The organism is Alteromonas sp. 5E99-2 (assembly GCF_017368475.1).
Lineage (GTDB): Bacteria > Pseudomonadota > Gammaproteobacteria > Enterobacterales > Alteromonadaceae > Alteromonas_F.
The window spans coordinates 18946-43548 of sequence record NZ_JAFNJE010000001.1 but is presented as its reverse complement, the minus strand read 5'-3'; the positions used below and the strand labels follow the sequence as shown (position 1 = coordinate 43548).

Below are 24603 nucleotides of genomic sequence, written 5' to 3'. Positions count from 1 at the left end.
AAAAAAAATAAATGAAGTTAAAATTAACAGCAGCAATCGGACTTTTGCTTTCAACGAACGTCTTTGCACAATCTAGCGATAACCCATACGATTTTAAAGTTGAAGACATCCGCGTTGAAGGTTTGCAACGGGTTGCCTTAGGTGCTGCACTCACGTTTATCCCTGTACAAGTTGGCGACGAGTTAAATGCTTTTAGAACCACACAATTAATTCGTTCTTTATACTCTTCCACGCACTTTGAAAACATCCAAGTAGTGCGAGATGGAAACACCTTGATTATTCGAGTTCAAGAGCGTCCTACTATCAGCAACATTGTGTTTGAGGACAATGATGATATCGAGGACGAACAGCTTCAAGAAAGTCTAGATGGTAACAACATCAAAATAGGCGAGCCTCTTGATAAAACCGTTCTGACGTCAATTGAAAACGGCCTTAAAGACTTTTTCTACAGTATTGGTAAATACAATGCTAATGTTACTGCAATAGTAACGCCACTACCTCGAAATAGGGTTGACCTTAAACTTCTTTTTGAAGAAGGTGATGCGGCTAAAATTGATCAAATTAATATTGTTGGTAACGAGAAGTTTTCTGATGAAGAACTCCTTAGCCAATTTGAGTTGCAATTCAAAAAGCCGTGGTGGAACTTCTTTAGTGAAACGCGTTACCAGCAACAAACATTAAACGGTGACGTTGAAACGCTGCGAAGTTACTACCTAGATCGCGGTTACTTGCGTTTCGCTCTGGACTCCACTCAAGTTTCAGTTACCCCAGAGCGTACTGGTATTTACATTGCGCTAAATGTAAATGAGGGCGAACAATATACTATTTCAGACGTAGAGGTTATTGGTGATTTACTGGGTAATGAAGATTACATTCGCCGAGTTTTACCTCTAACTAAAGGCGAGCTTTATAATCAGGCTGAAGTGACTTATACAGAAGATTTTATCAGCCGATACTTGGGGCGTTTTGGTTACGCTTACCCTACGGTAACAACCATTCCTGAAATTAACGATGAAGATAAAACTGTTAAGCTAACCTTGTCTGTAGAGCCTGGAAAACGTATTTATGTAAGGCGTATCAACTTTTCTGGAAACAAGGTCACTGCTGATAAAGTATTGCGTCAAAATGTATCTCAACTTGAAGGTGCATGGTTGTCGAATAATTCTTTAGAGTCTTCTAAAAACCAGCTTTCTCGTTTGACCTACATGGAAAACGTTGAATTTGATACGGTGAGGATCCCTGGCAAAGAAGACCAAGTTGATGTGAATTTTAATGTTACAGAGCAACCGGCGGGTTCGTTTAATGCGGGTGTGGGTTTTGGTGACAGAACGGGTTTAAGTTTAAATGCAGGTATTCAACAAGATAACTTCCTTGGTACAGGTAAGCGTGTTGGATTAAACATTAATACTGTGTCGTTTCAACAATCAATTCAGCTGTCTTATACCGACCCTTATTTTACCATCGACGGTATTAGTTTAGGTGGTTCTATTAGTTACAGTAAGTTTGATGGTGGTAGCTTCGGTGTTATTCAATTTGATTCTACCAGTTTTTCTGCAGGGGCGACTATTGGTTACCCTATAGACGAGTTCAATCGAATTAGCTTTGGTTTATCTTATGCTGCGACTGAACTAAGAAACCGAACTCAATTTATTCAAACAGACCGTTTCTTTGAACAATTTGTTGATGAAGACGACCCAGATGCGGCAATTAATTATGATAGCTTCTTGGCAACGGTTGCATGGTCTCGGGTAACGTTAAACAGAGGTGTATTCCCTACTGCGGGCTCATCTCAAAGTGCTTCTTTTAGTGTTACCACACCAAATTCAGATGTTAATTACTTTAAAGCCGTTTTGGATTCTAAATTCTATTTCCCATTGACTAGAAATCAGCGTTGGACCGTTTTAGCTCGTCTTCGCTTAGGTTACGGTAATGGATATGGAAGTGAGAATGGCATTGAGCAAGTCTTACCGTTTAATGAAAACTTTACTGCGGGTGGTACAGATACCTTACGTGGTTTTGAAAACAACACAGTTGGACCTAGAGGGGTACAACGTTTTGCATCCGGTGCGATAACTGGGCCTGATGGTATAATTATTCCTGGTTCTAATGGAACAGATGCAATTCAATTGTCTCAGCGTAGTTTAGGTGGAAATGCAATTGCCGTAGGTGGCGTTGAATTAATCGTACCCACGCCATTTGTGTCAGCTGAACTCGATAACACGGTTCGCACCAGTGTATTCCTTGATGTAGGAAACGTATGGGATACAGAATTTGATTTTGCCGAAATTTCTCAATTAACGAATGTTTCAGAAGATCAGTTACTAGATTATTCTGACTTTACCCTGTATCGTGCTTCAGCAGGAATTTCGGTGCAATGGCTATCAGCCTTTGGGCCGCTGCAGTTTAGTTTCTCTACTGCATTAAAAGACCGTCCAGGAGATGACGCGCGATTCTTTACATTTAATATCGGGCAAACGTTCTAATTGGAATTTATAAGATAGGAGTTACTTTTGAAAAACGTATCAAGAACATTTATTGCTTCCGCAATACTAGGAAGCAGCTTACTTGCAGCACCAGCTTTTGCTGAACAAAAAATAGCAATTGTAGATGTACAAGGAATATTTCAAGCTTTGCCTCAAGCAGCTGAAATTTCTGCAGCTATTCAAGCAGAATTTAAAACTCAAATTGAAGAAGTTCAACAGTTACAAAAAGACGGGCAGTTTTATGCAGAGCGTTTACAACGTGACGCAGCGACGATGAACGAAGCTGAAAAGAAAGAAATCCAAGATAAAATCTTAGATGTACGTCGTCAGTTGTCAGAAAAAGCACAGCCTTTAGAGCAAAATATACAGCGACGTAGCCAAGAAGAACAAAATAAGCTTTTAGCTCTTATTAGTCAGTCAATTGATGCTGTTTCCGAAAAAGAAAATTATGATATTGTATTGAATGCAGGTGCAGCGGTATTTGTGAAAGACAATCACGATATTTCTAAACAAGTACTAGAACAATTAAATAAATAAACCACGGTAATTATTTTATTTTACTGTAACGCCGTTGGTCTGATTTGTTTTTGGATCATAAACGCGTATGTTTGCCGCCAGTATTTTTTTTACTAGCGGCAAATTTCGTTTTGCTAGACGCGTAAGGCAATGGAGAGACGCTTGACCGATACACTTACCACAATTGAAATTCAAGAAATATTGGATGTATTACCACACCGATACCCTTTTTTATTAGTAGACAGAGTCACTCATTTTGAGATTGGCAAGTCACTGAAGGCCTATAAAAACATTACGTTCAATGAGCCTTGCTTTACTGGCCACTTTCCTGGGCAGCCTATCTTCCCTGGCGTTTTGATTCTCGAAGCTATGGCACAAGCTGCAGGTATTCTGGGATTTAAAACGATTAATCGAAATGATGGTCTATATTTATACGCAGGTGTTGATAAAGCGCGATTTAAGCGTCCAGTTGTACCTGGAGACAGACTAGATATGGAAATTACACTCATTAAAGAACGAAGAGGTATTTGGAAGTTCTCAGGTGTGTGCAGTGTTGATGGGGAAGAAGCCTGCTCTGGTGAATTTATGTGCGCGATGAAAGAGAAAATTTAGTGTGATACACGAAACTGCTATTATTTCAGCCGATGTGAAATTGGGTACCAATGTTTCTATTGGGCCATACTGCTTCATCGATGGAGACGTCACCATTGGTGATAATTGCACCTTGCATAGCCATGTTGTCATAAAAGGCAAAACAACAATCGGTAAAGGTAACGTATTTTTTCAATTTACGTCTATCGGCGAAGATTGCCAAGATAAAAAATACGCTGGCGAAGAAACCCAGCTTATTATCGGCGATAACAATGTTTTTCGCGAAAGCGTGACGGCGCATCGCGGCACGGTTCAAGATGGTGGTATTACGCGAATAGGTTCAAATAACCTATTTATGATCAATGCCCATATTGCCCATGACTGTAATGTAGGCAGTGATGTCATTATTGCGAATAATGGTACATTGGCGGGTCATGTATCTGTAGGCGATTACGCCATTTTAGGTGGTGGCGTAGCGGTACATCAATTTTGTAATATTGGTGCTCATTCGTTTCTTGGCGGTGGTGGTATTATTCTACGTGATGTTCCTCCTTATGTGATGGTTAGTGGTACTAAGCATATTCCTCAAGGGATAAACTCTGAAGGGTTGAAACGACGAGGATTTAGTGCTGACGCAGTTCGAGCCGTTAAACGTGCTTATAAAGTGTTGTACCGAGAAGGAAATACACTCGATTCTGCGATGAGTATCATTGATTCTTCTGCGGGCGAAATGCCTGAAATTAAAACCTTGCTAACCTTTCTTAAAAATACCCAAAGAGGCATCATTCGGTAATTATGACTACCCTAAGAATAGCGGTAGTCGCCGGCGAGGCGTCGGGAGACGTTCTTGCCGCAGGAATGATACGAGCCTTACGTAAAAAATACCCCAATGCGATTATCGAAGGTATTGGTGGTCACCATATGCAAGCCGAAGGTTTTACTAGCTTATTTGATATGGAGACTTTGTCCGTAATGGGGCTGGTTGAAGTATTAGGCAGGTTGCCTTCTATTTTGAAGCTTAAACGGGATTTACTTACACACTTTGAGCAACATCCACCTGATGTCTACGTGGGTGTTGATGCCCCGGATTTCAATTTACGTATAGAAACGGCATTAAAATCTAAAGGAATTCCTACCATACATTATGTCAGCCCCACGGTATGGGCATGGCGAGAAAAGCGTATTTTCAAAATAGCGAAAGCCGCAGACTTAGTGATGGGAGTGTTTCCGTTTGAAAAACAAGTGTACGACAAGTATAAAGTGCCATTTACCTTTGTCGGCCATACGTTAGCCGATGCCATCGACATTCAGCCTGATCCGTTAAATGCTCGAAAGCAACTGTCTTTGTCAGCAGAAACAACTTACCTTGGTGTTTTACCAGGAAGTAGGCGGCGTGAAGTGGCGACTTTACTGCCTGTATTTATTAAAACCATGGTGAGACTGTTAGAACAGCAACCTCATCTGGAATTTGTTATTCCTGCCGCAAACGAATATAGATACAGCGAAATTGAAAACCTTCTGAATAATGTGGAATTAACGCCAACGTCGTTGCGTAAAAAAGTCACACTAGTACAAGGGCAGTCCCGAGAAGTCATGATTGCCAGTAATGCACTTTTACTTGCATCAGGCACTGCATCTCTTGAAGGTATGCTATGCAAAAAGCCCATGGTTGTAGCCTATAAAATGTCATGGCTTACCCATAAAATTATGCAAAGATTATATATACCTCGTTTCTTTTCTTTGCCTAACATTTTGGCAAACCAAGAGCTTGTACCTGAATTATTGCAAGAAGACGTAAACGAAGAAAAGCTATCAACACTATTAGCCCCTTGGTTGCAGCAAGCGCCCAACCATCTTCTTGCCACATTTAAAGATTTACATACATCGTTAAAATGCAATGCTGATGAAGCCGCAGCGCAAGCCGTATTGGGTAAAATAGCTGATGTAGAAGGAAACACGTTATGTTGATTGCCGGCGTTGACGAAGTAGGCCGTGGGCCGTTAATTGGTGATGTTGTTACAGCAGCAGTTATTTTAGACCCAAACAAGCCTATTGATGGCTTAGCCGACTCTAAAAAGTTAACAGAGAAAAAACGCACAGCATTAGCCATTGAAATTAGACAAAAAGCCTTAGCATGGAGTATTGGACGAGCGACGCCCGCTGAAATTGATGAGATCAATATTTTACACGCAACTATGCTCGCGATGAAACGCGCGGTAGATGGCCTATCTATAGTACCTGAGTTCGTGCGTGTAGACGGGAACAGAGTACCTGAATGGCATTATGCGTCTGAAGCCGTAGTTAAAGGCGATGCGCTTCATGTGGAAATCTCTGCGGCTTCTATTATTGCGAAAGTCGAGCGGGATAATGACATGATAGAACTGGATAAAATGCATCCAGAGTTTGGTTTTGCTAAACACAAAGGTTACCCAACAAAAGCGCATTTTTCTGCCATCTCAGAGCACGGTGTGCTACCGTGTCACAGACGTTCATTTGCGCCTGTTAGGCGCTACTTAGAAACCCAAATAAAATAAGATTTATGACGACTCAGTTCATTCACCTTCGCGTTCACAGCGACTATTCCATGATGGATGGCTTAAACAAAGTTAAGCCTATTCTACAAGCGGTTACTGACTTAGATATGCCCGCAGTGGCTATTACAGATCAGATGAACATGTGTGGCTTGGTTAAATTTTATGGCGCTGCTCACAGCAACGGCGTTAAACCTATTATTGGTTGCGATTTTTGGGTTATCAATGAGCATTACCCAGATACCCCTTTCCGCCTTACGTTATTGGCGATGAATAACGAAGGTTATAAACAAATTACCTTATTGATTTCGAAAGCGTATTTACGAGGTTTTGTCGCGAATAGGGCTGTTATTGATCAAGATTGGTTAAAAGAACACAACGAAGGCATTATTGTACTGAGTGGGGCTGGAGCCGGTGATCTTGGCATCGCATTAACTAAAAATAATCAAATCGAAGCCGCTGATGCCGTTAATTTTTATCAAACCTATTTTGCCGACAGATATTATATCGAACTTATTCGAACGGGAAGGCCGGGAGAAGAAGATTATATTCACCGTGCAGTAGCCCTTGCAGAAAAAAACGACTTACCCGTTGTCGCCACAAATGAAGTGGTGTTTTTAAAGCGAGAGAACTTCGAAGCCCATGAAATTCGCGTCAGTATTCACGATGGCTTTACACTGGATGATAACCGCAGACCTAAAAATTATAGCGAACAACAATATTTGCGTTCGGCGGAAGAAATGGCGGAGCAGTTCAGCGATATTCCAGAAGCGCTACTAAATACCGTTGAAATTGCTAAACGATGTAATGTGGTGGTGAGATTAGGCGAATACTTTCTTCCCAATTTTCCTACTGAAGGCCTAAAAATTGAAGACTTCTTAGTCAAAGTGTCGAAAGAAGGCTTAGAACGACGATTACTCAAGTTATTTCCCGATGAAGGTGTGCGCCTTGAAAAGCGACCTGAATATGACGAACGCTTAGATATAGAATTAGGCGTTATTAACCAAATGGGGTTCCCTGGGTATTTTCTTATTGTTATGGAATTTATTCAGTGGAGTAAAGACAATGGCGTTCCCGTTGGTCCTGGTCGAGGTTCAGGTGCAGGTTCATTAGTTGCTTATGCGCTGGATATCACGGATCTAGACCCGTTGGAATTTGATTTACTATTCGAACGTTTCCTAAACCCTGAACGGGTATCTATGCCTGATTTCGATATCGATTTTTGCATGGACAGGCGAGATGAGGTTATCGACCATGTAGCCGAGCTATATGGGCGTGATGCGGTATCTCAAATTATTACCTTCGGTACTATGGCGGCAAAAGCGGTAGTACGAGATGTAGGGCGAGTATTAGGCCACCCTTATGGTTTTGTTGACCGTATTTCTAAGTTAATTCCACCTGATCCAGGTATGACCTTACAAAAAGCCTTTGATGTAGAGCCAAGATTGCCAGAGCTTTATCATCAAGACGAAGAGGTTAAAGACCTTATCGACATGGCTAGAATTCTTGAAGGTGTTACGCGAAATGCGGGTAAACATGCTGGGGGCGTTGTTATTGCACCCACAACCATTACCGATTTCGCACCACTTTATTGTGATGATGAAGGAAACAACCCTGTTACCCAGTTCGACAAAAATGATGTTGAAACTGCTGGGCTGGTTAAATTCGATTTCTTGGGGTTACGTACGCTAACCATCATCCAGTGGGCTATTGATATGATTGCCGAAGGCAGAGGCAAGCACATTGATATCTCGACCATACCCATAGACGACCCTGCGTCTTTCCGCTCTTTACAAAAAGCCAATACAACAGCGGTATTCCAATTGGAATCCCGAGGCATGAAAGAGCTGATCAAGCGTCTTAAACCAGATTGCTTCGAAGATATTATCGCACTGGTAGCTTTGTTTCGACCCGGTCCATTGCAAAGTGGCATGGTTGATAACTTTATTGACAGAAAGCATGGTCGAGAAGCCATTTCATACCCTGATGCCGAATATCAACATGAAAGTTTAAAAGAAATACTTGACCCCACTTATGGAATCATTCTGTATCAAGAACAAGTTATGCAGATTGCCCAAGTACTTGCGGGTTACTCATTAGGCGGAGCGGATTTATTACGTCGAGCAATGGGTAAGAAAAAGCCAGAAGAAATGGCCAAGCAACGAGGCACCTTTGAGCAAGGCTCCATTGATAACGGTGTAGATGGCCCCTTGTCGATGCGGATTTTCGATCTGGTAGAAAAATTTGCGGGTTACGGGTTTAACAAATCTCACTCTGCGGCATATGCCTTGGTGTCATATCAAACCTTGTGGTTAAAAGTACATTATCCCGCTGAATTTATGGCTGCGGTAATGTCTGCGGATATGGACAACACAGACAAAATCGTGACCTTGGTGGATGAATGCGCCAACATGAAGTTGACTATCTTACCTCCAGATCTCAATGCCGGACGCTATAAATTCACGGTAAATAGCGATGGTCATATTGTATATGGTATTGGCGCAATAAAAGGGGTAGGTGAAGGCCCAATTGAAGCCATCATTGAAGCTCGTGAGCAACAAGGCGAATTCAGAGATTTATTTGATTTTTGTGCCAAAGTTGACACCAAACGGGTGAACAAACGAGTGTTAGAAAAACTCGTTTTGTCGGGGGCTATGGATAACTTGGGGCCGCACAGAGCGGCGCTTATGGCTACCTTGCCTGAAGCGATTGCCGCTGCCGGACAACACGCTAAAGCTGAGTCTTTTGGCCAGTCAGATATGTTTGGGTTGTTAACCACTGAACCTGAAGACGTTAAACAAGCGTTTGCGCAGGTACCCGAATGGCCTGAAAAAGTATGGCTAGACGGAGAAAAAGAAACCTTAGGTTTATATTTAACCGGTCACCCAATCAATCAATACTTAGATGAAATTGTGCGCTATGCCGACGGCAAGTTAGTCGAACTTAGACCGACTCGAAAAGATCAAATGACTACTGCGGTAGGACTTGTGATTGATGTGCGAGTCATGACAAATAAAAAAGGGCGCCGATGGGGAATTATGACCCTGGATGATAAAAGTGCCCGAATGGACGTGCGTTTTTTCCCTGATGCCTTTGAAGAATTTGAAGCATTGCTTCAAGTTGACAAAATTTTAGTGGTAAAAGGACAGGTCAGCTTTGATGAATACTCCGGTGGCAATACAATCACTGCCAGACATGTTCAAGGTATCATTCAAGCAAGAGAAGATTATGCAAGGGCACTGGCGCTTCATATCGATACTGTTTACTGGACAGATAAAAAACAAGATGTGTTATTGGCTTTGTTAAGCGAATACACAGGAGGAAGCTGCCCAATTGAGATTTTTGTACAGCATCCCGACACTGAAGTGAAGTTGATGACGTCTGCAAAATGGTATATCACGCCAGAAGACCAACTGCTTCATGATTTAAAACAACATTTAGGCGAATCTGCGGTGAAGCTTTGCTATCATTAGACAGAATCGCGATTGCTTTATGTGAGACATAAGAATGAGCACAGAATTTTTAGACTTTGAACAACCTATTGCTGCACTAGAAGCAAAAATAGAAGAACTGCGCCTGATTAATCAGGGCAGCGAGTTTGATGTCGGTATGGAAGAAGAAATTACACGTTTACGTGGTAAAAGCGCTGAGTTGACTAAGACAATTTTTGGCGATTTAGGTGCGTGGCAAATTTCTCAAGTTGCACGTCACCCTATGCGCCCTTATACGCTGGATTATATTGAAAACACCTTTAGTGATTTCGATGAACTTGCAGGCGATAGAGCTTATGCCGACGATAAAGCGATTGTTGGCGGATTAGCAAGATTAGATGATCAGCCTGTTATGGTTATTGGTCATCAAAAAGGCCGTGATACTAAAGAAAAAATTAAGCGTAATTTCGGTATGCCTAAACCAGAAGGCTACAGAAAAGCACTGCGTTTAATGCAAATGGCAGAGCGCTTTAAATTACCTATTATCACTCTTATCGACACCCCAGGAGCCTATCCTGGTGTGGGTGCGGAAGAGCGAGGCCAAAGTGAAGCCATTGCGCGTAATTTAAAAGAAATGGCGCAACTTACGGTACCCATTATTTGCACTGTTATCGGTGAAGGTGGTTCGGGTGGTGCACTAGCAATTGGTGTTGGCGACAGAGTAAATATGTTGCAATTCAGTACTTACTCGGTTATTTCTCCTGAAGGCTGTGCCTCTATTCTTTGGAAAAGTGCTGACAAAGCCCCTATTGCGGCAGAAGCAATGGGTGTGAGTGCAGATAAAATTAAGAAACTAGACTTAATCAATACCGTTATTGATGAACCTCTAGGCGGAGCACATCGCGATCATGTTGGCATGGGGGCAAATTTAAAAGCAACCCTTAAGCAGCAATTGGCTCAATTGCAGTCTCTGCCTGTAGATCAGCTACTAGAAGAACGTTATACACGCTTAATGTCTTTTGGATACTGTTAAACCAACCATTAAACACACCCAAACATTGCCACAAACCTTGTGGCAATGTCTTATTGATACAGCCGCTACGCTAGACTCTAATCTTGATGATATTCAGTGGGTCGTTGCATTCAGTGGCGGTAAAGATTCATCAGCCTTAGCTCACGTCATTGCCCACATACCAGAAGTCGCAAATAAGGTTACACTCGTTCATGTTCACCACGGATTGCAAAAACAAGCAGACCATTGGTTTAGCCATTGTGAAGCTTTTGCAGCGCAGTTAAATATAAACTATGAAGGTATTCGGGTCACTGTTGATGAAGGGCCTAGGCAGAGTATTGAAGCGAATGCTAGAAAGGAAAGATATCAAGCGCTGAGAGAGTACTGTGAGCAAAAAAACGCGGTTTTACTGATAGCACAGCACGAAGATGATCAACTAGAAACTGTATTATTACAGTTGAAACGAGGCGCAGGGCCAAAAGGCTTGTCCGCAATGGCAAAGTTGCAACAAGTCGACGGTATAATGCAAATTAGACCTTGGCTAGCTGAGTCTCAGGCATCTATTTTAACCTATATTCAGGATCATCAGGTTTCACATATTGAAGATCCGTCTAACCAAGACAGCCGGTTTGATCGTAACTTTTTGCGCAATGAAGTATTACCTCAGTTAACTGAACGATGGCCAGGAATGGCCAAAGCGGTGACTAGAACAGCTCGATTATGTGCACAGCAGAACCAACTTATTGAAGAACAAGCATTAAGCTGGCTTAAAGAAAATAATGTAAATGACTGTTCACTTCCATTGACTGAGTTTTTATCGTTAAGCCCGTTGTGGCAAGCTGAGACACTGCGCTGTTGGTGTAGTTTGCACAAAGTAAGGGTGCCTCACGAAGCTCAGTTACTTAGTTTTTTAACCGCTTTGCATAGTAATTCAGACAAAACCCCTGAATTAATGTTTTCTGGTGTGGTATTGAGACGGTTTGCAAACCGTATTTACCTGGATACCTTCTCTATTCATTCTCTCTTTTCAGTTTCGTCTTTTGATAAAACCTTGTCGCTACAAGGCGAAAGCCATTTTCATGTACCCGAGTGGGGAATAACCGCAGAAATAAAGAAAAGTAGTGAAACTGACTTTAACTCGCTGCTTTTTAGCTATGAAGGCTTAAATGATGATAGGTTCGACGTTAAGGCTGTGAACTCGCAAGAATATCTAAACATAGGTAAGGGTAAAGGAAAACGAGTTAAAAAGTTGTTTAAAGAAAAGCAAGTTCCACCTTGGTGTCGTGAAAATACTCTTGCTTTACTTCATAATGACATTGTTATTGCGTTCATCCACGCTATGGGGATCTCTACTATGAGACAATCATCGGTTGATGTTCGTGCATCAAATAGCCATGCTTGCCTTGTTGTTTCACGTCATATAAAGCACGATCAGCCCGTTTGAATATTTGAATAGTGTTTTCACTTTTAGTGGATAGTGTTCCACCAATACTTACGGTGACACCGTGCCGTTTCAATAGGAGAGAACTTGCCGCATTACGTATAATACGTTGAGCAACTTTGTCTATTATCTTCGGAGAATTAGTGTTGAGTAAACAACAGAACTCGTCACCGCCAAATCGATATGCTTTTTCGTCTGCTCTAAGTGAACTATTAAGCACACTAGTAAAGGCGATAAGTACACTGTCTCCTTCGTCATGACCAAAGTTATCATTAACAGATTTGAAGTTATCTAAATCGATTACCAATAGCCCGAACTGGGTTTGATTTCGCTGTGAAGTCCGTTTAATTGTTACACTGTCTTCATTGAACGATGCGCGATTTCCCAAGCCTGTTAACGCGTCTTTAGTCGCAAGACGGCTTAATCTGGAAAAGCACAGGGCATGAGTTAACGAGTGCGAAAATGTGTCGTGCAGCGTGGTTAACAGCGTATTTTCAGTACGAGAAATACAACGAGAAAATTTGTAGCGCATAGTGGGTTGCATTACAATTGACTCATGTACTGTGGACATAACGCTTAATGATATCTCACAGTCATACACATAAGGTTTTCCATGAGAAACGTTTATGTCTTCACTAACTAGTGAAAGTGAATTAACCGGTAAAGCCCGTTTTAAATGAGAAAAAAACACGTTTATTAATTCTTCAACATCCACTGTTTTTATTATTTTCATGAGTAATTCATTAATAAATTGCACACTGTTTAGCTCGCTATGAGCGTGAAAGGGTACAATCGACTCTTGAATAGTATCTGTGTAGTTAGATGTAGGCGATTCCACTGCTCTTCTCCCAATTTGGTCTTTAGTTAGACCACTTTATTGCGTAGGATATATAATTAACTTGTTTGGTTTATGCATTAACTGTGCCTGATTTATGGGTCAGTAATTTGGCAGATTATTTTTAGCGATTAATTGGAACAAATAATTGGAACAAAAGGCCATGAATAAAAGAGACGAATACTGGATGGGCAAGGCAATGAAGCTGGCCAGATTCGCACAATCAAAAGGTGAAATTCCAGTTGGCGCTATACTGGTACAAAATGACAAGTTAATTTCGTCTGGGTGTAATTTGTCGATAACGCTTAATGACCCCTCGGCGCATGCCGAAATGGTTGCGATACGCAGAGCTGGACAAAAACTTGAAAACTATCGAATCGTAAATACAACCTTATACGTGACATTAGAGCCGTGCCCTATGTGCGCGGGATTATTAGTTCATTCTCGTATATCGCGGTTGGTGTTTGGTGCATCTGATTTGAAAACAGGTGCAGCTGGCAGCGTAATGGATATCTGCAACCATTCAGTGTTAAATCATCAGATTGATGTTGAACCCGGTGTACTTAAAGAAGAGTGTAGTCATTTGTTATCCTCTTTTTTTAAAAAAAGAAGAGAAGAAAAGAAAAAAAGAAGAATAGAAAGTAGCGTAGAAGGGGCTTGTAAAAGCGTAGGTTAAAAGCTCAACTTGATGGAAGTTGAGCAAGCTCAGATTCAGTGTATTGGTGTTGTTTTCTTCTCTGTAACACCCTTTGATGTAAGCGCTTTAGTAACACTCTACGTCTTGTATTATTTCTCAATGTTGTTTTCCTATTTTTTAAATAACCGCTTGGTTACTTGATTTCGCATAGTTAACCTTATAAATAAGACCGTTTTATTACAGTTAAATTGCATTTTAAGGTCAATTAACTGTCAGGGTGTTCGTCTAACCACACTAAAGTATCGTAATACCGTCTTATGTTTTCTACAAAGCTCAATGCTTCATTGCCCCTAGCGTAACCATACCGAGTTGCGCTGTAGTAACGTTTTTGCTGTAACAAAGGTAAGCGTTGTTTTACGTCAATCCAAATATCTGGGTTACCACCTTGACGCTGAGTCATCACTCTTGCATCTTCTAAATGCCCTAAACCTATGTTGTAAGCAGCGAGTGCCATCCAAATTCTGTCGGGGCTTTGAATACGAGCAGGGATCCGACTCGACAAGCTTGAGAAATAGCGCGCACCACCAGAAATGCTTTGTTTCGGATCAAGCCGAGATTCAACCCCCCAATCTTTTGCTGTATCGCGAGTGAGCATCATCATTCCTCTGACACCCGTGCGAGACGTCGCTTTTGGGTCCCAATGGGATTCTTGGTAACTTAAAGCCGCTAAAAATCGCCAATCAATATCACTGTTATTTTCTTTAAACATGCTTTCATATTGAGGAAGTGTGGTTTCGACGGCTTTAATAAAGGCCTTTGTGTCGACAAAGTCAAAGTCTTTAACATGGCCAAAATACCTGTCTTCAAGTCTCGCCATTACACCGTTGGCCCTTATTTCAGCCATGTAAGCGAAAAGCAAACCTTGCAAGGTATCATCACCTTCTTGCGACAACTGCCAAGCCACGGGTAATGCGTCTTTTAACGTAAAGCCAATGCTGATTTCTGGATAACGTCGACGAACAATACTGAGCTCGTTTGAATTGGCAACCGAATAGGAAAGTTGACCATTTGCTAACGCGACTAGTAGTTCTTCTGAATCTTGGTCGTTGACTAAATCGATATTAGGGGCAATATTGTCTTCGCTCAATGCTTGTAGGCTAGCGGCCTTATAGCTACCCTCAACAACTGTGACTGGCGCGTTTAAATCGGATACATTTCTTGGTCTAGGCTGGCCCTGCAAATAGACGAGTTCATGACTAATGGTTTGATATTGAGGGCCAAATCGAAAAAGGCCACTATTAACTTGTTCTTTTGAATAAGCGTTGCCAGATGCAATAATGTCTAATTTACCGTCATTCAGTTGAGTGGCAAGTTCGTCAAAACTAAAAAAAGGTAAGATTTCTAATTCAACATCAAGGTATTGAGCGAACCCTTTTGCAAGTTCAAATTCAAAACCTGTGGGGCCATTGGGACCAATATAATAAGTTTGACGCCCGTACACAGTTCCAACCCGGATACGGTCGTTTTTAAACATTGATACTGACGTATCGTCTTGTCTTCTATCATCTTCCTTACAGCCAAAAAAAATCAGGCAAAAGAAAATGCAAAGAAGCGCTTTGTATGGGTGACTTAGTTTCATGTTTTGCTCTATAATGCGCCCGTTCAAAACACGCTTATTTCAGGAATCCATCTATGTTGGTTGTTCGTGGCGCTTCTGCGCTCTCTGAGTTTCGTATTGCTAAGCTTATCGCTAAACTGGGTCAAGATACCATCATAGTGAAAGCGATTCACACAGAATATGTACATTTAGTTGAATTAGTGCCAGAAATTGACGCACTTTCACATCAAGATGCCACTGTACTTGAGAAATTACTCACTTACGGCACAGCAAAAAAAGAACAAAAACAAGGAAGCATTTCTTATTTCGTCACCCCCAGAGCAGGAACGGTTTCTCCTTGGTCATCAAAAGCCACTGATATCGCACATAATTGTGGTTTAGATGGGGTTAAGCGCATAGAAAGAGGGAGTTTGTTTACTCTTGATGTAGAAGGCGAGTTAAGTGCCACCCAAATGGCAACGCTGAAAAATGCCATTCATGATCGAATGACAGAGCAAGTGTTTGATGACATTGATGATGCAGCGGTTCTCTTTACTTCTCAAGCTCCAGATAGTTTCCAGTCAGTTGATATTTTAAATCGCGGTAAACTAGCCTTAGCTCAAGCTAATGAAGCCTTGGGTCTTGCTCTAGCTGATGATGAAGTGGATTATTTAACGACAAGTTTTGAACGTTTAGGACGCAATCCTAACGATATCGAATTGTATATGTTTGCACAGGCAAACTCTGAGCATTGCCGACATAAGATTTTTAATGCGAGTTGGGATATAGATCAACAAGTGCAAGAAAAGTCTTTGTTTAAGATGATCAAAAACACCTTTGAAACTACGCCAGACCACGTTTTGTCGGCCTACAGCGATAATGCTGCGGTAATGGAAGGTGCATTTGCCGGTCGTTTTTACCCCAATGCTGACACCAAAGAATATGACTATGCGCCTCAACACATCGATATTTTGATGAAAGTTGAAACCCATAATCACCCCACTGCGATTTCTCCATACCCAGGTGCGGCTACAGGCTCTGGTGGTGAAATTCGTGACGAAGGTGCAACAGGGCGCGGATCAAAACCAAAAGCTGGACTTGTTGGTTTTAGTGTTTCGAATTTGCAAATACCCAATGCGTCTCACCCTTGGGAAGCTGAATATGGCAAGCCATCACGTATTGTAAGCGCGTTTGACATTATGATCGACGGACCTTTAGGTGGCGCAGCCTTTAACAATGAGTTTGGACGACCAAATCTATTAGGTTACTTCAGAACATTCGAACAAGATGGAGTGGGCGAAAACGGGCAGCGTTACGGTTATCACAAACCGATAATGCTAGCCGGTGGTTTAGGTAATATTCGCCGTGATCACGTAGAAAAAGGTGAAATAACCGTTGGGGCTAAGCTTGTTGTCCTCGGCGGCCCTGCAATGAATATTGGACTGGGCGGTGGCGCAGCGTCGTCAGTGGCGTCGGGTCAGTCTTCGGAAGATTTAGATTTTGCTTCAGTTCAGCGAGAAAATCCTGAAATGGAGCGTCGTTGCCAAGAAGTAATCGATGCCTGTTGGCAGTTAGGCGACGATAATCCTATACAGTTTATTCATGATGTTGGTGCAGGTGGTCTATCAAATGCGTTACCTGAATTAGTTAACGATGGTGGGCGTGGCGGTAAATTTGAATTACGTAATGTACTGTCTGACGAACCCGGTATGACACCGTTAGAAATTTGGTGTAATGAATCACAAGAACGTTATGTTATGTCGGTCGCACCAGAAAATTTGGCTGTATTTGAAGCTATATGTCAGCGAGAGCGAGCGCCTTTTGCCGTTGTAGGTGAAGCGACAGAAGAGCAGCATTTAACGCTCAATGATAGCCAATTCGACAATACTCCAATTGATATGCCGCTAGATGTATTACTGGGTAAACCGCCTAAGATGCACCGCTCTGTTGTTAGAACAACTCCTTCAGCAGAGAGTTTTGACACCTCAGAAATTGCATTAGAAGAAGCAGTAAAACGCGTACTTCGCTTGCCTACAGTAGGTGAAAAAACCTTCTTAATTACTATTGGTGATAGGTCAGTTACAGGTTTAGTTAGCCGCGATCAAATGGTTGGCCCTTGGCAAGTGCCAGTGGCCGATGTCGCAGTGACTGCTGCTGCATTTGATACGTATGCCGGTGAAGCCATGTCTATGGGTGAACGTACGCCTATTGCAATTTTGAATCCTGCCGCCTCTGCTCGTATGGCTGTGGGTGAAATGCTAACAAATATTAATGCCGCAAATGTCGGGCCTTTGACCAAAATTAAACTGTCTGCGAATTGGATGGCGGCAGCGGGTCAAGATGGTCAAGATGCTGCGCTATATGATGCAGTAAAAGCGGTTGGGGAAGAGTTATGTCCTGCGCTGGGCTTGACCATTCCGGTTGGTAAAGATTCGATGTCAATGAAAACCAAATGGGAAGATGAGGGCGAAGATAAGTCGATTACCTCACCGGTATCATTGATTATTACTGGTTTTGCTCCTGTATCCGATATACGCAAAACAGTAACGCCACAACTGCGCACTGAATCAGCAGAAACCAGTTTGCTATTGGTGGATTTAGGCCAAGGGCAGAATCGAATGGGGGGAAGTTGTCTTGCACAAGTGTATAACCAACTAGGTGACACAACGCCAGATGTGGATTCCCCTGAATTACTTCGCGGCTTCCATTCAAGTTGCCAAGCCTTGCTGAACGGCAACAAGGTCATTGCGTATCACGACCGATCTGACGGTGGTTTGTTTACTACGCTATGTGAAATGGCCTTTGCAGGTAAAACCGGTCTTAATATCGATATTTCTAGTCTGGTGGGGCAATCGAGCTCGCTGGAAGTGCTATTCACCGAAGAGTTAGGTGCAGTGTTACAAGTCGCTAATAGCGATGTAGACAGTGTTGTGCAAGCCTTTATGGAAAATGGCATCACAGGTGTACATAATATTGGTGGGTTGTCCGGTGATGACAGAATTTCAGTCACGGCAAATAATCAATCGCTTCTTTCTTATAGCAGAACTGAATTGCGTTTAGAGTGGGCTCACACCACGTACAACATGCAAAAGCTTCGAGATAACCCAGAGTGTGCCGAGCAAGAACACGAAGGGAAAAAAGACTCAGCCAACCCTGGCTTACATGCCTCATTGACTTACGACATTAATGAAGATATTTCAGCGCCGTTTATTGCCACAGGTGTTCGACCTAAAATTGCAATATTACGAGAGCAAGGGGTTAACTCCCATAGTGAAATGGCAGCTGCGTTCCATCGTGCTGGATTCACTCCTGTAGACGTTCATATGAGTGATGTGATTTCTGGCAAAGAAAACCTAGAGGATATGCAAGGTTTGGCAGCCTGCGGCGGTTTCTCCTACGGTGATGTGTTAGGAGCAGGTGAAGGTTGGGCTAAATCCATCTTGTTTAATGACGATGCACGAGCAAGGTTTGCAGCGTTTTTTGAACGTTCAGACACCTTTTCATTAGGTGTGTGTAATGGTTGTCAAATGTTATCAACCTTAAGTTCGCTTATTCCGGGTACTGAACATTGGCCTAAGTTTGTAACAAATCAATCTGAGCGTTTTGAAGCTCGAGTTGCCATGGTTGAAGTAACGGAATCTCCGTCAGTATTATTAGCGGGAATGGCAGGGTCGCGTATGCCCATTGCAGTGTCTCATGGCGAAGGGCACGCTGCATTTGCAGAAAACACCCAGCGTCATGTTGAGGCTAATAATCAAGTCGCTATGCGCTATATTGATAATTACGGGAAAGTCACAGAGCATTATCCTGCGAACCCGAATGGTTCTCCAAATGGAATAACAGGTCTTACTTCTATGGATGGACGCTGTACGATAATGATGCCTCACCCTGAAAGGGTTTTTAGAGCCGTGTCTAATTCATGGCGTGATGACTCGTGGTCTGAAGATGGTCCATGGATGAGAATGTTCCGAAATGCACGAAGATTTGTGGGTTAACATAGCCTTTTGTCGTTAAATTGACATATTTGTGTCAAAAATATGAATTTATACTTGTTATTTACCGTTAGCTTTACTATTGTTGTAATCGCACAAGAAAGTGCTGCGCGAGCAAGGATTTAGACGTAACTAAGTAATAAAAAGAGACGAATATGAATCGTTCTTCAAAAGGTTTTGGATTAGCCGGTGTAGCTGTTGCCGTTGTGCTTATGTTTGTTACTGCTGTATTTAGTAGCTCAGCAAGTTCGTCGCCACAGGAAACACAGGCCTCTATAAACGAGAATTAAAAAAACCGCCTTTAGGCGGTTTTTTTAATTTAACGTCTTCTATTTTTTTCTCTATTTATCAGTTTCTGATCTGGATGTTTTTTTAATAAAACATAGGTTGAGCCTAATCCTCCATGCATAGGCTGAGCAGTGTGGAATGCAATAACTTCTCGCATTTGCCGCAACCAGTGGTTCACATAGCTTTTCTTTAAGCCTGGGAATGGTTTACTGTCTAGCCCTTTCCCGTGCTTTATTACTAACGCCCTGTCGCCTTTTTTGTGACTTTGAAGTATTCCGTTATAAATAGAAAGTGCTGAATCTGTTAATGTAAGCCCAGATAAATTGATTTGGTTATCAATGGCGTATTTTCCTAGCCTAAGATTTTTATAAACACCATCTTGGATACCTGCTTGTTTATAGGCTAAGTAACCTTCAGGCTCGATTGGTATAACGGCATTCATAGAAAGAGGAACGGTGAGCTTTTGTTTTTCTTCAAATCGTGCAGCGACGCGCTGTTTGTCTGCGAGCAGTCGTTTGGCATCATGAGCGATGATCTTGTCTTGAGCTAGAGGCTTTACTTCATCTCCCATCACTTCAAAAAACGATATTTCTTCGTTGTCATATTCAGACATTGTATGTTGCTCCTGAATTTTGGCGTCCCCACCGCGACTCGAACGCAGATCTAAAGCTTAGGAGGCTCTTGTTTTATCCAGTTAAACTATGGGGACGTCACCTTTATTATAATGAAGGTGACGCTGATAAAAAGATCTATTTGCGGGTAACAAAATCATTTGGTTGAATGTTGCCCAACAACCCTCCTGATTCAGGCTCAACTATGGCGTTATCTACATTTACACTGACTACCCGTAATTTATCTGGATGCACATTGTATTGAACATACTTTCTGCCAAATTCATCAAACAACTGGTTTTTTTGGTATAAAGTAACTTCATCTCCTACAGAAAGATGATGTTCACGACCCATGTTGATTACCACTTGGTTATTTACAACACTTAGTATTCGTCCTGTAGAAGGTTGGCACGAAGTAACGTCTTCCATATCTGTTACCAATTGTATTAGCATGCCGTGAATAGCGGCTCCATATTCACTTTGCCAAAACTCAGGCGAAACAGGGTTTACAGACTCATGGTGTCCATAACGCCATACTGCACTGGTGGTATAATAGGCTTGGTGAATGACAGCGCCATTTATGGTGTCTACAAGTTCTACTCTAAGTCTAAATTGACGACTTGTTTTAGCCCCGCCTTTAAACCAAGCGCGTTTTTCTGTAATAAGACTGGTGTCTTCTATTTCACCAAATAAAGCCAACTGAACATTATGCTGGCGGCCAAGTGCTAGCGCATGCTCTATTGTTTCTCCGGATTTCCAATCTAGGGTAAAAGGAAGGATCGTTTCTAAATCAATTACGTTAGATTCTTCTTTAACGAGTTGTTCAAAATGTTGCAATAGCGCGCCATTGAGGCTTTGTATATTCCCAGCAAGTAACTGGCCTGGGTGCTTTACCCGAAATTTTGACGTAACAAGTGAATGTATAGGGTCTGATTGCGAGCAGGTTAATTTTTTAGGAAAAATATCAGCGCGTATGGTGACGCTTAGTATTCCGTCTTGACGTTTTTCTTTTACTTTCTCAACTCTTTTCACTTCTCCAAATGCATCTACGTGAATGGCTTCATTAGACATCAGTCCGTTCACTAGTGTTTGAGTGCTACTAACCGATGCGCCAGAAAAAAGGAGCGCTTGCCTTACCGCTTCATTGGTAGCTTCTCTACGAGCGCTTTTGATATCACCACTTTTTACTAATGCTTGCCCTTCTGCCTGATACCAAGCGGCAAAAGTTTTCCCCGAAAAAAGAAGCGCGCCCCAGCAAATGCTGATAACAATAAGTAGTTTTCTGTTGTGTTTTAGCGAAATCATTGCGTTGGGGCCTACATTTAGGTGTATTTTCGAACTTAGGTAATGAACTATGCATATTTAATACCTAGTTTTCTGTGTTATAAAAATGTATGGCACAAGTTTCGCATTGAATCATTCATTCATGTTAAACCTTGGTATGGGAAAGGGTTATGTTAGAACATTTTTTAAAGTCTAAGATAATAAAATGTATGTGTCTGAGCATTAGTGTAAGTATGACCGGCTGTTCGCTTTTCTATGATAAGGAAGTGGAATATGAAACTGTGTTCCCACAAGTCTTCCCGGTAATTAAAGCCATAGGTTATGCCCCTATTTCTTCTCAGCCAGGAGCGACAGATGAAGAAAGGGTGCTAATGGCAATGCGTGCATCTAAACTTGATGCATACAGAGAGCTGGCTGAGCAAGTCTATGGCCAGAACTTAAATGGTACGCAGACTTTGGGGTCGTTAGTTTTAAACAATAGCGAGCTAACTGCATCTGTGAATGGTGTTATTCAAGGTGCTGAAGTTGTAAAAGCGTATTCTGTGGGAGAAGACACATACGTTACAGAAATGCTGTTAGATATGGGTGTTGTACAAGACTTATATATATCTATCGCTAAACCGCAGCGTGTAAAAAACGTGGTGTACTACTAACTACTTGAGGAGTGGAGTGGTGGTTAGGCTTTAATGCCTTTGCCTAGCGTTCCGCCCTTAGGCTTTCCAGATTTGTCATAAGTTAACGACTCTCTGGCTCTCATGTCCATAATAAGCTGGCGAAGATGAGTTAATTTTAATTGACTTTGCTCTACTGCTTTTTGATTAATAGCCGTCAATCTTTTGCATTGTTCTAAGGTATCATTTACAACTTGATAAATGCGTTCTTCTAGTTCGCTCAAATCTTGGGTTGGACGTTCTTTCAAAGCTTTATCAATTAACGTGTCTGTATGCTGGATTTTGTCTAGTAATAGAGATTTATTTTGCACTACTTCTAATAAAAGATCAGGCTCTCGTCTACTAATAAGTTCGAGCTCTTCTTTGAGTAATGAAACTACTTCAGTCAGTTGACCATGTTGCGTTTTGAGTAAATCTTCTACCGTTTCCATTACCAACTACTACGTCTCGTTATTCACTACCAAAGAGTTGCGATTCAAGTCTCGCGATTCTAGATGCTAATGTATCTGGATTTACCTGATACTCGCCACTTTGAACTGCCGCTTTTAATCGGTCGACTTTTTCCTGATTAACAGGAGCATCACCGCCTTTCTTCTGCACTTGACTTAATTGCTGCGCAGATTGGGTTAGTGATACTGAGTCTTGCCTAGGTGCTTGCGCTGTTTGTCTAGCCGCACTTTGAGCAGACGCTTGATTTTGCGCTTGCTGTGCATTGCTTCTAGCATTGTCAACCGCCGACTGATTGGGCAAGCCATTGTTGTTTACATTGTTAATAGACATAATTAAAACCTAATTCCTCTCTTTCCTCAATTAGGGTATCGGCCGAGGCTTCAAAATCTTTAATGCTTATTGACTCAAAAACCTAATTTATTGTAGCACAGGTTTAGAGGCTAACAATTACTTCTTGCACACTGTGTACTTGCGCAAAAACTGACTTCTTCGAACGTGTGTTCATTACTTCAATAGTTTCGCCTAATGTGCCGTCTTCTTTTGCGATCCCTGTTGTTTTCACTTGCATACCGCCAAGTCTTGCTGCAATGGTAATTCGATCGCCTTCACACACGTAACAAAGCATTTTTGTTTTAATTGTTTGCCCATCTCTTACTCGGTATTTTAACTTAGCACCAATAAGTTCTTCGATGTTTCGGTAACCTGTGTAATGAACGTTTGAAATATCAATCTCTTCAATTCTTAGGTGGCTTTTCGTCAAAACCGTATTTGGGCTTAGCGTACCGTTGGTAACCACTACTGATTGAGTATAAGAAACTTTAACTGTGGTGTAGGTGTACCAATCTTGGCTTTCACAGGCTACGCGAACAGAAAAATTATTTTTTAGTATCTCTTTTTCACTTACATCGAATCGAAATCCTTCCAGACATTCGGGAATACTAATTCTAGGATCGATACTTGAAGTTTCTACATGGATATTTCTATTTTCTTCTAAACCATTTAAATCTATGACTGTTTCATACACATAGTTTGAAAGATTTTCACTAATGAGCTGATGTACACCAATTACAGACGTTTCACTTTCTAGTACGCTTTCTATGCTCGCATTAGTGTTTAAGCAAATATTACTCAATGCGATTCCCAGAATACATGGCAATTTTTTCATATTATCTTAGACTCATTGTATAGGTGTGGAGCCAGCAATACTTTATAACGACAAAATTACGTCACTTTTTTGCTGTTTCCCACAGTTGTTCTATTATTATTTGATACAGGCAAGGTTCATGCCGAAAAAACAAGGGTTATTCGTATGTCAGGCATTTTAGATTCAGTAAACCAACGTACCCAATTGGTTGGGCAAAATAGGCTAGAGCTATTGTTGTTTAAATTAAATGGCCGTCAACGATTTGGTATCAATGTATTTAAAGTTAGAGAAGTGCTGCAGTGTCCACCACTAACCTCTATGCCAAAATTAAATCCTTTAGTCAGAGGTGTTGCTCATATTCGAGGGCAAACTATTTCAGTGATTGATTTAAGTCTAGCCACTGGCGGAAAAGAAATTATTGATTTATCTGCTGCATTTATTGTTATTGCAGAGTACAACCGATCGGTGCAAGGTTTTTTGGTTGGCGCAGTTGAACGTATTATCAATACCAATTGGGATGCAATCATGCCACCGCCTAAAGGGACGGGCAGGGCGAGTTATCTAACGGCGGTTACCGAAGTAGAAGATGAGCTAATTGAAATACTAGACGTTGAAAAGATTCTTAATGAAATTTCTCCGTTGGGAACCGATGTCAGCGAAGACGTTACGTCTAGTATTGATACATCCGATATGGGTGAGAAAATTATATTTATTGCTGATGACTCTTCCGTAGCCAGAAATCAGGTGAAAAAGTCATTAACGGCCCTTGGTTTAGAAATAGAAATGGCTAAAAATGGTTTAGAAGCACTGAATCGTTTGAAAGAGATTGCGGAAGCTACAGGTGACGTTACCGACAAAGTTGGCGTATTAGTTTCTGATATTGAAATGCCTGAAATGGATGGCTATACCTTAACAGCAGAAATTAAAAATACACCTGAATTAAAGAATTTGCACGTTGTGCTACATACTTCGTTAAGTGGCGTATTTAACCAGGCAATGGTACAAAAAGTCGGCGCAGACGATTTTATTGCTAAATTTCACCCTGATGAGCTGGCAACGGCTGTTGGAAAATGGCTAAAAGCTTAGGGT

The 24603-nt window shown here is 41.6% G+C and carries 21 protein-coding genes and 1 tRNA gene; 14 read left to right on the top strand and 8 right to left on the bottom strand.

The window, feature by feature from the left end:
• The first annotated feature begins 11 nt into the window (after nucleotides 1-11).
• The 9 genes from bamA (at nucleotide 12) to tilS (ending at nucleotide 12008) form a co-directional block, all read left to right on the top strand.
• Nucleotides 12-2483: an outer membrane protein assembly factor BamA gene (gene bamA / locus J3L16_RS00190; protein WP_207610853.1), complete on the top strand. Its 2472-nt coding sequence runs from the start codon at nucleotides 12-14 to the stop codon at nucleotides 2481-2483.
• Nucleotides 2484-2510: 27 nt separating this feature from the next.
• Complete coding sequence (locus tag J3L16_RS00185) at nucleotides 2511-3020, top strand: OmpH family outer membrane protein (RefSeq protein ID WP_207610852.1); 510 nt, start codon at nucleotides 2511-2513, stop codon at nucleotides 3018-3020.
• Nucleotides 3021-3161: 141 nt separating this feature from the next.
• Nucleotides 3162-3611: a 3-hydroxyacyl-ACP dehydratase FabZ gene (fabZ, locus tag J3L16_RS00180; protein ID WP_207610851.1), complete on the top strand. Its 450-nt coding sequence runs from the start codon at nucleotides 3162-3164 to the stop codon at nucleotides 3609-3611.
• 1 nt (nucleotide 3612) lies between these two features.
• A complete protein-coding gene (gene lpxA, locus J3L16_RS00175) occupies nucleotides 3613-4383 on the top strand; it encodes an acyl-ACP--UDP-N-acetylglucosamine O-acyltransferase (RefSeq protein WP_207610850.1) in 771 nt (256 codons plus the stop codon).
• Entirely contained in the window at nucleotides 4383-5558 is a 1176-nt protein-coding gene (lpxB, locus tag J3L16_RS00170; RefSeq protein WP_347564627.1) for a lipid-A-disaccharide synthase, read from the top strand. Before lpxA ends, lpxB begins: the two co-directional genes overlap by 1 nt.
• On the top strand, nucleotides 5552-6124 hold the full coding sequence (rnhB, locus tag J3L16_RS00165; protein ID WP_207610848.1) for a ribonuclease HII: 573 nt from the start codon (nucleotides 5552-5554) through the stop codon (nucleotides 6122-6124). Before lpxB ends, rnhB begins: the two co-directional genes overlap by 7 nt.
• A gap of 5 nt (nucleotides 6125-6129) precedes the next feature.
• A complete protein-coding gene (gene dnaE, locus J3L16_RS00160) occupies nucleotides 6130-9594 on the top strand; it encodes a DNA polymerase III subunit alpha (RefSeq protein WP_207610847.1) in 3465 nt (1154 codons plus the stop codon).
• Nucleotides 9595-9628: 34 nt separating this feature from the next.
• Nucleotides 9629-10585: an acetyl-CoA carboxylase carboxyl transferase subunit alpha gene (gene accA, locus J3L16_RS00155; protein WP_207610846.1), complete on the top strand. Its 957-nt coding sequence runs from the start codon at nucleotides 9629-9631 to the stop codon at nucleotides 10583-10585.
• Nucleotides 10572-12008 carry a tRNA lysidine(34) synthetase TilS gene (gene tilS, locus J3L16_RS00150; RefSeq protein WP_207610845.1) on the top strand — a complete coding sequence of 479 codons (1437 nt, stop codon included), beginning with the start codon at nucleotides 10572-10574 and terminating at the stop codon, nucleotides 12006-12008. Before accA ends, tilS begins: the two co-directional genes overlap by 14 nt.
• Here the strand turns inward: tilS and J3L16_RS00145 are convergent.
• Nucleotides 11917-12843 (bottom strand): GGDEF domain-containing protein, encoded by a 927-nt coding sequence (locus J3L16_RS00145; protein ID WP_207610844.1) that lies wholly within the window; start codon nucleotides 12841-12843, stop codon nucleotides 11917-11919. The two genes, tilS and J3L16_RS00145, sit on opposite strands and share 92 nt — an antisense overlap.
• A gap of 160 nt (nucleotides 12844-13003) precedes the next feature.
• Between J3L16_RS00145 and tadA the strand changes: the two genes are divergently transcribed.
• Nucleotides 13004-13516, top strand: a complete 513-nt coding sequence (tadA, locus tag J3L16_RS00140; RefSeq protein ID WP_207610843.1) for a tRNA adenosine(34) deaminase TadA — start codon at nucleotides 13004-13006, stop codon at nucleotides 13514-13516.
• A gap of 226 nt (nucleotides 13517-13742) precedes the next feature.
• Here the strand turns inward: tadA and mltF are convergent, their stop codons facing one another.
• A complete protein-coding gene (mltF, locus tag J3L16_RS00135) occupies nucleotides 13743-15116 on the bottom strand; it encodes a membrane-bound lytic murein transglycosylase MltF (RefSeq protein WP_207610842.1) in 1374 nt (457 codons plus the stop codon).
• A gap of 53 nt (nucleotides 15117-15169) precedes the next feature.
• Between mltF and purL the strand changes: the two genes are divergently transcribed.
• Both purL and J3L16_RS16365 read left to right on the top strand, forming a co-directional pair.
• Nucleotides 15170-19069: a phosphoribosylformylglycinamidine synthase gene (purL, locus tag J3L16_RS00130; protein ID WP_207610841.1), complete on the top strand. Its 3900-nt coding sequence runs from the start codon at nucleotides 15170-15172 to the stop codon at nucleotides 19067-19069.
• A 152-nt stretch (nucleotides 19070-19221) separates the two neighbouring features.
• Complete coding sequence (locus tag J3L16_RS16365) at nucleotides 19222-19356, top strand: hypothetical protein (protein WP_278252724.1); 135 nt, start codon at nucleotides 19222-19224, stop codon at nucleotides 19354-19356.
• A 29-nt stretch (nucleotides 19357-19385) separates the two neighbouring features.
• Here the strand turns inward: J3L16_RS16365 and smrA are convergent, their stop codons facing one another.
• From smrA to J3L16_RS00115, 3 genes are all read right to left on the bottom strand, one after another.
• Entirely contained in the window at nucleotides 19386-19967 is a 582-nt protein-coding gene (gene smrA, locus J3L16_RS00125) for a DNA endonuclease SmrA (protein ID WP_207610840.1), read from the bottom strand.
• Nucleotides 19968-19987: 20 nt separating this feature from the next.
• Nucleotides 19988-20063: transfer RNA gene (locus J3L16_RS00120), tRNA-Arg, on the bottom strand.
• 40 nt (nucleotides 20064-20103) lie between these two features.
• Nucleotides 20104-21270: a flagellar assembly protein T N-terminal domain-containing protein gene (locus J3L16_RS00115; protein WP_207610839.1), complete on the bottom strand. Its 1167-nt coding sequence runs from the start codon at nucleotides 21268-21270 to the stop codon at nucleotides 20104-20106.
• A 149-nt stretch (nucleotides 21271-21419) separates the two neighbouring features.
• Here J3L16_RS00115 and J3L16_RS00110 point away from each other — a divergent pair, with 149 nt between their 5' ends.
• On the top strand, nucleotides 21420-21902 hold the full coding sequence (locus J3L16_RS00110; protein WP_207610838.1) for an LPP20 family lipoprotein: 483 nt from the start codon (nucleotides 21420-21422) through the stop codon (nucleotides 21900-21902).
• A gap of 23 nt (nucleotides 21903-21925) precedes the next feature.
• On the opposite strand, the gene flgN is transcribed toward J3L16_RS00110, so the two are convergent.
• From flgN to flgA, 3 genes are all read right to left on the bottom strand, one after another.
• The gene (gene flgN, locus J3L16_RS00105; RefSeq protein WP_207610837.1) at nucleotides 21926-22351 is read right to left on the bottom strand and encodes a flagellar export chaperone FlgN; all 426 of its coding nucleotides are present in this window, start codon (nucleotides 22349-22351) and stop codon (nucleotides 21926-21928) included.
• Nucleotides 22352-22370: 19 nt separating this feature from the next.
• The gene (gene flgM, locus J3L16_RS00100; RefSeq protein ID WP_207610836.1) at nucleotides 22371-22700 is read right to left on the bottom strand and encodes a flagellar biosynthesis anti-sigma factor FlgM; all 330 of its coding nucleotides are present in this window, start codon (nucleotides 22698-22700) and stop codon (nucleotides 22371-22373) included.
• 103 nt (nucleotides 22701-22803) lie between these two features.
• The gene (gene flgA / locus J3L16_RS00095; RefSeq protein WP_207610835.1) at nucleotides 22804-23502 is read right to left on the bottom strand and encodes a flagellar basal body P-ring formation chaperone FlgA; all 699 of its coding nucleotides are present in this window, start codon (nucleotides 23500-23502) and stop codon (nucleotides 22804-22806) included.
• Between the two features lie 177 nt (nucleotides 23503-23679).
• Here flgA and J3L16_RS00090 point away from each other — a divergent pair, with 177 nt between their 5' ends.
• Complete coding sequence (locus tag J3L16_RS00090) at nucleotides 23680-24600, top strand: chemotaxis protein CheV (protein WP_207610834.1); 921 nt, start codon at nucleotides 23680-23682, stop codon at nucleotides 24598-24600.
• The last annotated feature ends 3 nt before the right edge of the window (nucleotides 24601-24603 follow it).